Source organism: Frigoriflavimonas asaccharolytica (assembly GCF_013294015.1).
GTDB classification, from domain to species: domain Bacteria; phylum Bacteroidota; class Bacteroidia; order Flavobacteriales; family Weeksellaceae; genus Frigoriflavimonas; species Frigoriflavimonas asaccharolytica.
Map to the genome: position 1 here is coordinate 140,589 of NZ_JABSNO010000002.1, position 13,260 is coordinate 153,848.

The 13,260-nt window shown below is 32.4% G+C and carries 13 protein-coding genes; 4 read left to right on the forward strand and 9 right to left on the reverse strand.

What is annotated here, in order from left to right:
* Position 1: 1 nt before the first annotated feature.
* From HNQ03_RS01975 to HNQ03_RS02000, 6 genes are all read right to left on the reverse strand, one after another.
* Positions 2-1,327: a TolC family protein gene (locus HNQ03_RS01975; RefSeq protein WP_173777971.1), complete on the reverse strand. Its 1,326-nt coding sequence runs from the start codon at positions 1,325-1,327 to the stop codon at positions 2-4.
* Positions 1,328-1,336: 9 nt separating this feature from the next.
* A complete protein-coding gene (locus tag HNQ03_RS01980; RefSeq protein ID WP_226927413.1) occupies positions 1,337-1,702 on the reverse strand; it encodes a cupin domain-containing protein in 366 nt (121 codons plus the stop codon).
* Positions 1,695-2,291, reverse strand: a complete 597-nt coding sequence (locus tag HNQ03_RS01985; RefSeq protein WP_173777972.1) for a TetR/AcrR family transcriptional regulator — start codon at positions 2,289-2,291, stop codon at positions 1,695-1,697. The genes HNQ03_RS01980 and HNQ03_RS01985 overlap by 8 nt, the downstream gene beginning before the upstream one ends.
* A 47-nt stretch (positions 2,292-2,338) precedes the next feature.
* Positions 2,339-3,202 (reverse strand): glycoside hydrolase family 25 protein, encoded by an 864-nt coding sequence (locus tag HNQ03_RS01990; RefSeq protein ID WP_173777973.1) that lies wholly within the window; start codon positions 3,200-3,202, stop codon positions 2,339-2,341.
* Positions 3,203-3,373: 171 nt separating this feature from the next.
* The gene (locus HNQ03_RS01995) at positions 3,374-4,993 is read right to left on the reverse strand and encodes a DUF1501 domain-containing protein (protein ID WP_173777974.1); all 1,620 of its coding nucleotides are present in this window, start codon (positions 4,991-4,993) and stop codon (positions 3,374-3,376) included.
* Positions 4,994-4,996: 3 nt separating this feature from the next.
* Entirely contained in the window at positions 4,997-6,634 is a 1,638-nt protein-coding gene (locus HNQ03_RS02000; RefSeq protein WP_173777975.1) for a DUF1800 family protein, read from the reverse strand.
* Between the two features lie 183 nt (positions 6,635-6,817).
* On the opposite strand from HNQ03_RS02000, the gene HNQ03_RS02005 reads away from it, so the two are divergent.
* On the forward strand, positions 6,818-8,077 hold the full coding sequence (locus tag HNQ03_RS02005; RefSeq protein WP_173777976.1) for an NAD(P)/FAD-dependent oxidoreductase: 1,260 nt from the start codon (positions 6,818-6,820) through the stop codon (positions 8,075-8,077).
* On the forward strand, positions 8,074-8,751 hold the full coding sequence (trmD, locus tag HNQ03_RS02010) for a tRNA (guanosine(37)-N1)-methyltransferase TrmD (RefSeq protein ID WP_173777977.1): 678 nt from the start codon (positions 8,074-8,076) through the stop codon (positions 8,749-8,751). Before HNQ03_RS02005 ends, trmD begins: the two co-directional genes overlap by 4 nt.
* Here the strand turns inward: trmD and HNQ03_RS02015 are convergent.
* The 3 genes from HNQ03_RS02015 to HNQ03_RS02025 form a co-directional block, all read right to left on the reverse strand.
* Positions 8,748-9,380, reverse strand: coding sequence for a trimeric intracellular cation channel family protein (locus HNQ03_RS02015; RefSeq protein WP_173778056.1), 633 nt, complete (start codon positions 9,378-9,380; stop codon positions 8,748-8,750). The genes trmD and HNQ03_RS02015 overlap by 4 nt on opposite strands.
* A gap of 62 nt (positions 9,381-9,442) precedes the next feature.
* Positions 9,443-9,904 (reverse strand): pantetheine-phosphate adenylyltransferase, encoded by a 462-nt coding sequence (gene coaD, locus HNQ03_RS02020; protein ID WP_173777978.1) that lies wholly within the window; start codon positions 9,902-9,904, stop codon positions 9,443-9,445.
* A gap of 10 nt (positions 9,905-9,914) precedes the next feature.
* A complete protein-coding gene (locus HNQ03_RS02025) occupies positions 9,915-10,901 on the reverse strand; it encodes a D-alanine--D-alanine ligase (protein WP_173777979.1) in 987 nt (328 codons plus the stop codon).
* 163 nt (positions 10,902-11,064) lie between these two features.
* On the opposite strand from HNQ03_RS02025, the gene HNQ03_RS02030 reads away from it, so the two are divergent.
* On the forward strand, positions 11,065-12,114 hold the full coding sequence (locus tag HNQ03_RS02030; protein ID WP_173777980.1) for a PASTA domain-containing protein: 1,050 nt from the start codon (positions 11,065-11,067) through the stop codon (positions 12,112-12,114).
* 61 nt (positions 12,115-12,175) lie between these two features.
* The gene (locus tag HNQ03_RS02035) at positions 12,176-13,237 is read left to right on the forward strand and encodes an RluA family pseudouridine synthase (RefSeq protein WP_173777981.1); all 1,062 of its coding nucleotides are present in this window, start codon (positions 12,176-12,178) and stop codon (positions 13,235-13,237) included.
* Positions 13,238-13,260: the final 23 nt, after the last annotated feature.

Consider the following 13,260-nt stretch of genomic DNA (forward strand, 5'->3'; position numbering starts at 1 on the left):
TTTAAAATTTATTATTAATGATGATTTTGTAAGTATTAAAACCAATATTGGCGTAGGAAGAAAGTAAGTTTAATTTACTGATGAGCATTTCATTTTGAGAAATCAACAATTTGTCTAATGGTAAAATTCCTTCTTTATATTGATTGAAGTTTTTATCGTATGTGTCTTGTTTCAAGTTGAATATGGTTTCAAAATTATCTTTTTGCTTTACAGATTTTTCTAAATCTAAAGACAATTGTTTGGTTGTAGTTAGTTGCGCAACTTGTAAATGTTCCTTATTATTTTCTAAAATAGTTAACTGTAATTTCTTATTTTTCAAAGAGGAAAGTCTTTGCACGACAGGCAAATCCCAAGCTAATTTCAAACCCACAAAATTGAAATTTTGAGAAATTGAATTATTATCGAAAAAACCTTCATTGCTTAAATTTTGCCAGTTGAATGAAGAAATAAAAGACAAAACCGGCAGATTTTGATATTGTAGAGATTTGTAGTCTTGCTTTGCCAAATCGGTCTGGAAATTTATTTTTTCCGTTTGCAGATTATTTTCTGCAGCCGTAATTTCTGTTGCGTTTTTGTAGTCCCAAATATTTTCTGTGAGTTCCGAGTTGGCGGTATTTTCAAAGTAAGAATTGAAAATTTGGTATTGAATTTTAGTATTAAATTCTACTTGTTCAATTTTATCCTGAATGGCAATTAGATTCACTTCCGCTTCATTTACCTCTTGTTTGCGGGCAATTCCTTCTTTAAATTTATTGGTGGTAATTCTTAAAAGTTCTTCTGCAATTACCTTATTTTCTTGCAAAACTTTTTTTTGTCCGTTGAAGGATAAAATATTAAAATAAACTGCATTGATTTGTTCATATATACTTTGCTCTTCTATTTTATTCTGAATTTCCGTTAGTTCCGCATTTATTTTCGAGGATTTAATTAATGCGATATTGGATAAATTTAAAATATCAAATTGCGGTTGCACAGAAAAAGTGGAAACATATTGCAAACCCATAAAAACTTCTTTAAACTCACCCGGATTTCCGCCAAAAACTTGCGCAGGTAAATAACTGGTTTGCAGATTGAGATTATTTATCGATTGCGCATTAACATTTATTCTGGGTGAAAAGACGTTTCCAAAAGCCGTTTTCTTTGCTAAACTTGCAATTTCCGATTGGTAATTGGCGTTTTTGAATTGATAATTCTTCTCTTTTGCGAAATTTAAAACTTCATCCAGATTAGAAAAAGATTTAGATTCTTGCGCAAAAATTGATATACTGCTAAAAATTAAAAGCAATAAAACCAATTTTAATGAGTGAACGTTTACTAACTTTTGCATCAAAAAAAATTATTTAATTAATAGAAAATTAGAATTTTTAAAAGCACTAACCCAATGTTTTACGTTGGCTTCAATTTTCACAAAATCACCAGATTTCATTAGGATTTTTCTTCCTTTTTCATCTTCATAATTTCCCTTTCCCGAAACGCAAACTAAAAGCGCAGGAACTGTTGTTACATGTTCCTTTAATTGCTCATTTTTAGATATTTGCAAAGAAATCACTTTGCCTTCTTCTGCTTTAAACATCATGTTTGTTTGTACGCCAATTTCGGTTTTGTGCAGATTCTTTAAATTGCCTTCTGTAAGATTTTTTGTTTGCGAGAATGTTATTTGAGAAGCGAGCATCAAGGCAAAAGTTGCTATTATTTTAACCATTTTTATTTTTAATTAATGTTAATATATTTTTCATGGTTTTCATCCCTTCTATTTCAATATCAAAGCTAAAATTGGACAATTTCCATTTTAGCATTTGCAATCTGAAACTTCCGATAATCGCGTGAACTAAATCTGAAGCGCTTATTTCTGTTACAAAAATTCCTGTATTCTGACCATTTTCAACAACCGTTTTATACACTTTAGAATTGGTTTGCATTAATTTCAAAACTTCTGATTTTATGTTTTCAGAATTATCTATCAATCCATCAGAAAGTACAATCACTATAAAATGCGGATTGGTTTTAAAGAAATAAAATTGACTTTTAAATAATTCCAAAAGTGTTGCTTCTGCACTTAAATTTTTATTAACAATATTTTCAAATCTTTCGTTAATGTTTGAAGATAAATATTTTATTAAATTAGAGATAATTGATTCTTTATCCTTAAAATGCCGATATAAAGCACTTTCCGAGAATTTCATTTCGAGAGCAAGGTTTTTTGTAGTCAGTCCTAAAATCCCTCTTTCCATCAAAATTTTCCCAGAAGCTTGTAATATTTCTAATTGTCTATCAGATAAATCTAAATTCATATTCTTTTGTTAGTGAATGTTCACTCTGCAAATATATAATTTTTTTTTTAATCTATCGTCATTTGTTTTAAACTCCAAAGATTTCCGTTGTAGATATCCACATCTACTTTTGTATTGATGCCGTATACAATTCCATTTTCTGTGAATTGCCAAAAATCCCAATCGTCTGTTGGTGCAGGTGTGGGAACATCATTATAGTTTGCAAGCCAAAGAGGGTAATCATCAAACTCACCTTTGATATAATCTTTATAATAATAGTAATAAGTGTATATTATCGGCTTTTTTCCATACGCTTCTTCTACAATTTTGCACCAAATTTTGAGATCTGCTATCAAAGCTTCTTTAGATTTTCTTTTCGGAATTTTTTCTATATCCAAAATTGGTGGCAAATCTCCACTTTCTAATTTTACTTGTGCAAGAAAATTATTTGCTTGAAAAACAGGGTCTTCATCTGCTCTATAAAAATGATATGCACCACGAATTAAATTATTTTCCTTCGCTTTTATCCAAAATTTTTGAAAATTTTTATCTTTAGTTCGGTTTCCCATTGTAGATCGCATAACGATAAATTCTATCGGTAGGATGCGATTTCCGATAGAAAGACTGTCCCATTTGATATCCTTCTCGCGTTGATAATGGGATATATCTATTCCAAAAGTTTTGTTGGTATTATCACTTAAAATTCTATTAATCCTTGCAGTTTCAGTTTCGCTGTTTTTTAGTTTTTTGTGTTCAAATTTTTGGAAATACATGGCGTAATAGAAAGCCACTTTGTTTTTTAGGTAAAAACCTGTAGAGAAAAGTGCAATTGCTAAAATTGCCAATACGATATATCTACGCAAAAGGAAATTTTTTCCGCGTTTTTTGTGAATGTTTCGTTTCGTTTTTTTTGGAATCTTTCTTTTTGCCATGAAGATTGCAAAAGTAAGATTTTAAAAAGAAAATTTCACCATGCTATTTTTAAAGTATGGTGAAATTTATATTTTATTTTTGAATTTTTTACCAAAAAAATTGAATCGTTTTTTACAGCTTCAGATTTTTTAATTAAATATCCCGCAGATAAATTTATTTATTAAATCTCATCAATGTGCGACAATTACTCTCTTCGAATATGTTTTATGATCTGTTACTATATTCAGGATATAATTTCCAGTTGGATATTCGCTCATATTTAACTCATATTTTGGTTGGTACAAATTTTCTTGTCGACTCAATATTAATTTCCCAGATAAATCAAATAGCATAAATTTGACTGTAGAAAATTTGATGCTAGAAACATCAATATTTAAAATATTCTTCACAGGATTTGGATGAATATTTATTTCTGTTGTATTTTTCACCTCGCTGCTACCCAATGTTGTGCATACTACATCTGCTTTTTTACTTCCAGATACCAAATCAACTTTCGTTCCTGCTGTTACAAAATCTTGAAGTTCTGTATTAGCAATTATTCCTGATTCTGCACCCAACCAATCTTGTAATAACGAGGCAAAAATCTGCCGGTAATCATATTTTCTTTGGTTTTGATTGTAGTAATAACTTGTGGTATTCGTGAATACAGGATGATTTCCTAAAATTCCACCAGAAATACTATTTCCAATCACAAAAAATGGTGCTAAATCTCCGTGGTCTGTTCCTAAGCTTCCATTTTCTCGCACTTGTCTTCCAAATTCACTAAAAGAAACCGTTAAAATTTTATTTTCAATGCCTAAAATTTGTATATCTGCCTGAAATGCGGCAATAGAATTGGAGATATCTGCCAAAAGATTGGCATGCGTTCCAAGATTATTGCTACCACTTTGAATTTGATTGACGTGGGTATCAAAGCTTCCAACATTTACCTGAAAAATTTTGGTTCTACTGCCACCTTTTATCATTCTTGCAACTGTTTTCAGTTGTTTTCCTAATGTTGTATTTGGATACGTAGTTGTAGAATTGTTTCCTGCATTAAAAACAGAAAGTACCCGATTGTAATAAGTATCCATGCTTATTTCTACATTCTTTATATAATTCAGCAAATCATTATATTCTGAAGGTACAATCACATTTTGAAGAGAATTAAATAAAGTAGTTTGAAAGCCTGTTAAATTATATTCTATATTTCTTTCTATCGCATGTTCATAAAAGAGGGAAGGGTTTAAATTTCCAAGTTGAATTGCCAATGGATCTGGACTTTGTACGGTTGGATTTCCTGCCAATCCTGGAAATAAGGAAGACAAATATCTACCAAAAATTCCATCTGTAAGGTCTGTATTATTAGTCCCATCTTTTCCTCCAAACATTAAGTTTTCTGAGCGGAAATGAGAATAATTTGGGTTTGGATATCCTACACCGTTTAGTAATGTTAATTTTCCAGCATCGTAAAGTGATTTAAAACCCGTCATAGATGGATGTAAACCCACCAATTTTTCTGAAGAAACAGTAGTATCCAAAGGAATATATGCTCCAGCTCCAGAGTTTGCAATTTTTATATTTGGTCGAAGATTGGCATAATTGTCATATTGGCTGATAGGAATTACCGTGTTCAAACCATCATTTGCACCTGCTAGTCGCAAAATTACCATTGCTCTATCGTTTACTTCTGAGCAATTGGCTTGCACATCCATAAAATTATTCATAAATCTTGAAGGCATACCATTTAAAACAAATGGAGCTCCGACACCAGCTAGTGATGCTTTTTTTAAAAATTCTTTTCTATCCATTATTTAATAGGTTTGAAATTCTGGTGATTTTATTAAGGCTTTTACCAATCTGTCTATAGCAATTTTTACACTTGTAGAATTATTTGTAGATAGGTAGGAATTCCAATCGTTTTGCCAATTTGTAACAGACAAACCTCCTAAAAATATATCTTTAAAATAATCAAATCTTGTTGGATCTGGAACCTCTATGTGCAATAATGTGAAAAAATCTGTAACCAATGTGACTGCAGATCCTGGATTGGAGAAGTAGCCACTTGATTTTACAAAAACTGGCGTATTCAATTTGTATAGAAAAGTATTGTAGGTGAAGCCCGAAATAAAAGCATCTATCGTATTCAAATATCTTATGCGCAGAGAAGCTGTAGTAATAAAATTTTTGTCGTACTCTGGACTGCTAGAATATCCTGCGTATCCATTTACAGTTTGTGGCGTGAAAATTGGAAATCCGCAATTAAAAGAATTATTGTAGACTCTAGTTTTCATCAAACTATGTATGGCTGATACATTTGCTTCGTACAAAGGGATTTGCAGCTCTAATAAAGACATCATATGAAAATATAATTCCAATGGACTTCTTGCCAATGCACCAATTATTTGGTCGCCTGTTGTTGCATCTTCTTCATCGTAAAAATGTTTGCTGCTTAATAAAGCTGTAAGTGCGGGAAGAATATTGTAATTATTTGTTTTCAAAATCGTTGCAAGTGGCGTGATAATGTCTGATTCTATCGCCGAAGTTATATTTCTACCCACAAAATATCTGTACATCCTTCTGCAATATGCTTTTGCAGTTTCATCTTTATTGAAAACCATCGTGATGAAGTTTTCCAATTCTGCTTGTATCGTTGCTTCTGTAGTACCAGGATTAATGCTTGCCCCACCAAAAGCACTACTGAAAGTTTTTACAGAGGTAGTATCGTGGTTTGTGATACTGATGATTCCTTTTGGCAAATTTGTGATAGGATCTACATTTTGCAATCTATTTGTTTTGTCTAATACTGCCGTGCTTGTGGTAAAACCTGTCAAAACTTTTGCAGCTTGTTGCACATCTAGTTCTGTATAATTGGTATAATCTCCTGTTGCAATTTGCGGTCCTTTCAAAATAGTGAATAATTCTAAAAATTCTCTAGAATAATTTTGATTAGGACTTGTTTTTTTATTTTGATTATTATTCAAAAACACCAACATTCTTGGGTTTGTAGTGATGCGAATTGCCAAATCTTTCAAACTTTTGTTGGCATGAAATCTTAGTAATTCTTTATAATCAAAATTGCTATGAATAGAATAATCATCATCTGCTACAAACAACAAATGCAAAAATGATGTTATTTTATATTGAGCAGATGGATCTTTATACGCTTGATACAAATACCAATGTTTATCAAATTCTTCAAAACTTTGCGTATTCAAAGTATCTGTAATCGTTGGATTTGCAATGGTGGGAATGATCGTTTCACCATTTATATTCAGCGGAGCAGGTGGAATAGGACTAGCAAAAGTGAATAAAATATTTAATGCTTGCGCTGGAGTTTTGGTGGCAAAATCTAGTATTTTTGCTTTTGTTATATTGTAAGTCGTTCTACGAAGCAAATGATAAGCGTTATTGTATCCGAGGATATCTGCTTTCTGCGTTAAACTTGGCATATTATTTTATCTGTTAAAATTATTAACAAAATTAATTAATATATTAACACAAAATAAAAAAAATTAATTATTTATCACTTGTTTTATAATTAATTGAATTCTATGGTTAAATTGTAATCAAATTAATTTTTTAATCAATTACAATCGCTAATATTTCCGTAAATTTGAGCTTAATTAAAACAGATGCGAGAAAAAATTATCGTTGTTGGAGGCGGTTTTGCTGGCTTACAATTTGCCCGCAAACTCAACGGAAAAATGGGGCACAAAGTGATGGTTATAGACCAGGTAAATCACCACATGTTTCAGCCACTTTTCTATCAAGTAGCTTGTGGTAGGATAGAACCATCTAATATTTCTTTCCCCTTTCGCAAAATTTTTCAGCGTTCTAGAAATGTGCAGTACAGAATGACCGCGGTAAAAAAAGTTATACCCGAGGAAAATAAAATCATCTGTGAAGAGGGTGTTTTTAATTATGATAAACTCGTAATTGCGACTGGTTGTAAAACTAATTTCTTTGGAAATGATAAAATGGAACATCTGGCCTTTGGAATGAAAAACACGCAAGAAGCCATCTCAATTAGAAATCATATTTTGCTCACTTTCGAGAAGTTAATTATCGAAAAAAATAGAAGTGATGATGGAAATTGGAATATCGTAATCGTAGGAAGCGGACCAACTGGTGTGGAATTGGCAGGTGCATTTTCTGAGATGAAAAAATATATCTTGCCAAGAGATTATCCACACATGAATTTTAATGAATTAAAAATAATTCTCGTAAGTTCTACAGAAAATCCCTTAGCAAATATGAGTGAAGAAGCTCAAACAAAATCCGAAGAATATTTGAAAGAATTGGGCGTAGATTTCTTGAGCGGAGAAAGAGTTACGGATTATGACGGAGATAAAGTTTTCCTGGCAAGCGGGAAAAATATAGCTTCAAATAATGTGATTTGGGCGGCTGGAGTTACAGGAAATGTTATTGATGGATTTACAGAAAATACTTTGCAAAGAGATCGATATAAAGTAGATCGTTACAACAAAATCATCGGGACAAAAAATATTTTCGCCATCGGAGATATTGCTTACATGGAAACGCCACTTTATCCAAAAGGACATCCGCAGGTAGCAAATGTGGCCATCAACCAGGGGAAAAATCTTGCAAAAAATTTCATGAAAAAAATGAAAAAAGATTGGCAAGAATATGAATATAACGATCAAGGTTCTATGGCAACCATTGGTAAACACCGAGCTGTGGTAGATCTGCCAAGATTCAAATTTCAAGGCCTACTTGCTTGGTATTTTTGGATGTTTCTGCATTTAATGTTAATTTTATCTGTAAGAAACAAAATTGCCACATTTTTCAATTGGATGTGGAGCTACATCAACAAAGATTCTTCCTTAAGACTTATTATTTTATCAAACAAAAAAAACCCTACTGAGCAATGAGAATAGATATCATCAGTGTTTTACCAGAATTAATGGTAAGTCCGTTTCAAACTTCTATTTTGAAAAGAGCTGTGGAAAAAGGTTTGGTAGAAGTTAATTTTCATCAATTAAGAGATTGGAGCATCGGAAAACACAAACAAATAGACGACGAACCTTATGGAGGAGGAGCTGGAATGGTGATGATGGTAGAACCTTTAGATAAATGTATTTCTGAATTAAAATCTGCCAGAAACTATGATGAAATAATATATCTCACACCAGATGGTAAAACCTTGAATCAAAAAACGGCGAACACATTATCTATACAAGAAAATTTGCTTTTCATTTGCGGACATTATAAAGGCATCGATCAGCGTGTGCGAGATTTGCATGTAACCTTGGAAATTTCTATCGGAGATTTTGTGCTAACTGGTGGAGAATTAGCGGCATGCGTTCTGGCAGATTCAATAATAAGATTGCTTCCAGGAGTTTTGAATGATGAACAAAGCGCTTTGACGGACAGTTTTCAAGATGATTTGCTTTCACCACCCATTTTTACAAGACCAAAAATTTATAAAAATTTAGAAGTACCAGAAATTCTTTTGAGCGGAGATACAGCAAAAATTGAAGATTGGAAATATGAAGAAGCCTTGAGAATTACAGAAGAGAGGAGGCCAGATTTATTGGGCAATTAACCCTCATCATTTTTTTGATAACTATATATTTTCGGCATTTGCCAATCGTATTTTAATGCTAAAGTACGAATGGTGAAAATTACCGCGATGGTAGAAATTTGCGCAAAACCTAGCGTGAAATTAGAATATTTTTCTAGAATAATAAAAACAGCACCACCAACAATACAAGCAGTCGCATAAATTTCTTTTCGGAAAATTAATGGAATTCTATTCAATAAAATATCTCTAATAATACCACCAAAACAACCCGTAATTGTACCCAAAGTGATGCAAATTATGGGGTGAAGATCTGCGGTAAGTCCCTTTTGGATTCCGATGATGGTGAATAAACCCAATCCAATACTATCAAATAGAAATAGGGTTACTTTAAAATTTTTCTCGATGGATTTTACGAAAATTGCAACCAAGGTGCTTAGAAATATAACACCACAAGTGAAAATATCTCTTGTCCAAAAAACGGGTTGATCCAAAAGTAAATCGCGAATAGTACCACCACCAACAGAGGTTACAAAAGCGATAATTAAAACCCCAAAAACATCAAAACGTTTCTGCATTGCCGCAAAAGCACCCGACATTGCAAAAGAAATTGTGCCTAAAATTTCTATGATAAAATTTAAATTTTCTTGAATCAAATTTTAGTTTTTTTTAAAATATTGAAAATTAATCATCAAATATAATGGATTGTTGGCATTTAAACGCGTACAGAATCTGGAACTAAAATCTCATAGTTGCCTTTAAAAGATATAATTTCTCGCACAATACTACTACTAATAAAGGATTTGCTAGCAGAAGTTAAAAGAAAAATAGTTTCTATCTTATTATCTTGTGTTAATTCTCGGTTGGTTTGTGCAATGGCTTTCTCAAATTCAAAATCGGCGGGATTTCTTAAACCTCGAAGGATGAAATTTACATCTTTACTTCTACAATAATCTATGGTCAAACCTTCAAAAGAATCTACTTCTACATTTGGGAAATCTTTGAATGTTTTCTTGATGAATTCCATTCTTTGATCTAGAGTAAACATGTATTTTTTTTGAGAATTTTGCCCAATGGCGATAATGATTTTATCGAAAAGTGGCGATGCTCTTTCTACAATATCAAAATGTCCGATAGTAATAGGATCAAAAGATCCAGGGAATATAGCTGTTTTCATAAATTTTAGATTATTTTTTCAAAGCTTTTTCTACTTCAAAACCACAAAGATCCTTAATAGAAATTCCGTAATGCTTTGCTTGCTGAGGTAGAATACTTGCCGGAGAAAAACCTGGGTTTGTATTAATTTCTAGCATGTAAGGTTGGCCATTCATGATGATAAATTCGGAACGCGAAAAACCGCTCATTCCCAAAGATACATAGGCTTTTTTAGCAATGTTTTCAACTTTTATTCTGGTTTCATCATCTATTCTTGCAGGTGTAATTTCTTGCGAAGCACCTTCGTATTTAGCTTCATAATCAAAAAATTCGTTTTCAGATACTATTTCTGTGATGCCTAAAACCACAGTTTCACCACGAAAATCTATCACTCCTACAGAAACTTCCATACCTTCTAGATAAGATTCTATCAAAATTTCATCGTCTTCTGCAAAAGCATAGTCTAGAGCTTTTTGAAGATTATTAATGTCTTTTAGCTTTGTAATACCAAGTGAAGAACCAGATTGGTTGGGCTTTACAAAAACGGGAAGACCTAATTTTTCTATAATTTGCTCACCAGAAATAGTATCTCCTTTTCTTAAATAAATACTTTTTGCAGATGGTATATTATATTTAGATAAAACTGCAAGCGTATCTTTTTTATTAAAAGTAAGTGCGCTTTGGTAAAAATTACAACCAGTATAAACTTGTCCGATACAATCCCAATATGCTTGTAGCAAGCCGTTTTCTCCAGGAGATCCATGGATGATATTAAAACAAACATCAAACTTCACTTCAAAGCCACTGCTTAATTTTACGGTAAAGTCTGCTTTGTTTATGGGTGTTTTCTCGCCTCTATCGTCTATAAAATACCAATCGTTTTGCAAAATAACAACCTTATATACATTGTAAATTTCTCTATCCAAAGATTCAAAGATTAGTTGTCCGCTTTTTAAGGAAACTACATATTCATCAGAATATCCGCCCATCACTACGGCTATATTTTTTCTATTCGGCATAATATATTATCTATAAATGCAAATTTAATGATTTTTGTGAATTTCGAGAATTTTATGAGGAATACTTTCTAGTCTTATTTTTTTTTATTTTCAAAATTTAATAAGGCTCAATTTAAAATTTAAAATTATTAATTATCTTTGTCCATAAATAAAGTAGAAAATTATGCTGAAATCGCTTTTCCATTGGAAAGTTCTTGTGAATATAATTGTGGCAGCAGTAATATTTTGTGGCTTGGTATGGCTTACATTTCGTTGGCTAGAGTACCATACAAAGCATGGGGAAGAAACACCTGTGCCAAATGTGGTGAATTTAACGATGCAAAAAGCTATAAAACAACTAGATGATGCGGGACTTGCTTATGATATAGATAGTGGAAATTATAACCCTGCCTATAGACCATTTCAAGTTTTAGATATTTTTCCTAAGCCTGGTGCACGAGTAAAAAACGGGAGATCTATTTATTTAAAAGTAAATCCTAGAAGTTATGCTCCAGTGCAGGTTCCGGATATTTTGGATACTTACAAAGGGTTGGCTTTTAGGCAATTAGAATCTGTAGGGTTAAAAGTAGGCGATACAATATTTGAACCAAGTATACAAAAAGATGCCGTAATAAGAATGATGTTTAATGGCAATACTTTGAAACCTGGAACATTATTAAAAAGATTTTCAACCATAGATTTAGTGATAGGTTCTGGACCATTGCGTAATATTGGCGTTCCAAATTTAGTAGGAATGACGGTTGCCCAAGCAAAAGCTATGATTGCAAACAACCTTTTCGAAACAGGTTTAATAGAGCATGAAGACGGAAAAGAAGATGCAAATGATATCATTTATTATCAAGATCCTGCTGGTGGAAGCATACGAGATCAAGGAATGCAGATAGATTTGTGGGCAAGTAAGAAAACTCCTGCGGAATTAGGTGGTAAAATTTCTTATTTAAATTCTATTTACAGAATGAAAATAGATACTACTTTGGCACCAATTAGATATGAAGAAATACCTTCTTATAACGATCCAGTATTTACACCGGACAGTGATGTGCCACCAACTCCAGATAAACAAATTGAAAAACCAGCTCCTGTAAAACCAGATGCTACAAAAAAACCTGTTGATAATAAACCAACAACTGTAAAAAAACCAACCGAAACAAAACCGACCACGTCTAAACCGGCAGATAAACCGAAGCCAAAAGGTGGTATGACGATGGAATAATTTAGTATTAGATATAATTAAAGCTTCAGCAAAATTGTTGAAGCTTTTTATTTTAAAAGAAATGATAGAAGAAAAAGAAGACGATTTTTTAGATATAGCACAATCAGAAAGCGAATCTGATGATGAGGAAAATAATGGCTTGTACGAACATCTTAATTACATTGTAGATGGCAACCAAGATCCATTGAGAATTGATAAATACTTGATGCTTTTTCGCAAAAATGCTACTAGGAATAAAATTTCGCAAGCTTGTAGAGCAGGAAACGTTCTCGTAAACGGTGAACCTGTGAAACAAAATTATAGAGTAAAACCAGAAGACCAAATTTCTATATTTTTGGCACATCCGCCGAGGGAAAATCTCATCACTCCGCAAGATATTCCTTTAAAAATTGTTTATGAAGACGATGATGTGATCGTAATAGATAAAGAACCCAATATGGTTGTACATCCAGGACATGGAAATTGGGATGGAACTATGATCAACGCTTTGGCTTTTCATCTTGAAAAAAATAATCAAAAATCTGATTTAGATAGAGTAGGTTTGGTGCATAGAATAGATAAAGATACATCTGGACTATTAGTAGTTGCAAAAAATGAATACGCTCTAAGCCATCTTGGAAAACAATTTTTCGATAGAAAAACCAAAAGATTATATTGGGCATTTGTCTGGGGAAATGTAGAAGAAGACGAGGGAACGATAACTGGAAATATAGGAAGACACGTAAAAAACAGAATGCAAATGGCGGTTTTTCCAGACGGTGATTTTGGAAAACACGCTGTTACGCACTACAAAGTAATAGAAAGATTGCGCTACATCACTTGGGTAGAATGCAAATTAGAAACTGGAAGAACGCATCAAATACGAGCGCACTTCAAACATATTGGGCATACTCTTTTCAATGATGAGCGTTATGAAGGAAATATCCCGTTAAAAGGCCAAAATCTTCCTAAATACAAACAATTTATCCATAATGCTTTTCAAGTTTTGCCTCGTCACGCATTGCATGCTCACACGCTAGGTTTTGTGCATCCAACAACCAAAAAGGAGATGTATTTTGAAAGTCCAATGCCATTGGATATGGAAAATGCAATAAAAAAATGGAGAATTTATTTAGAAAGGTAAGTTTATAAAAAGAATTTTTTTAT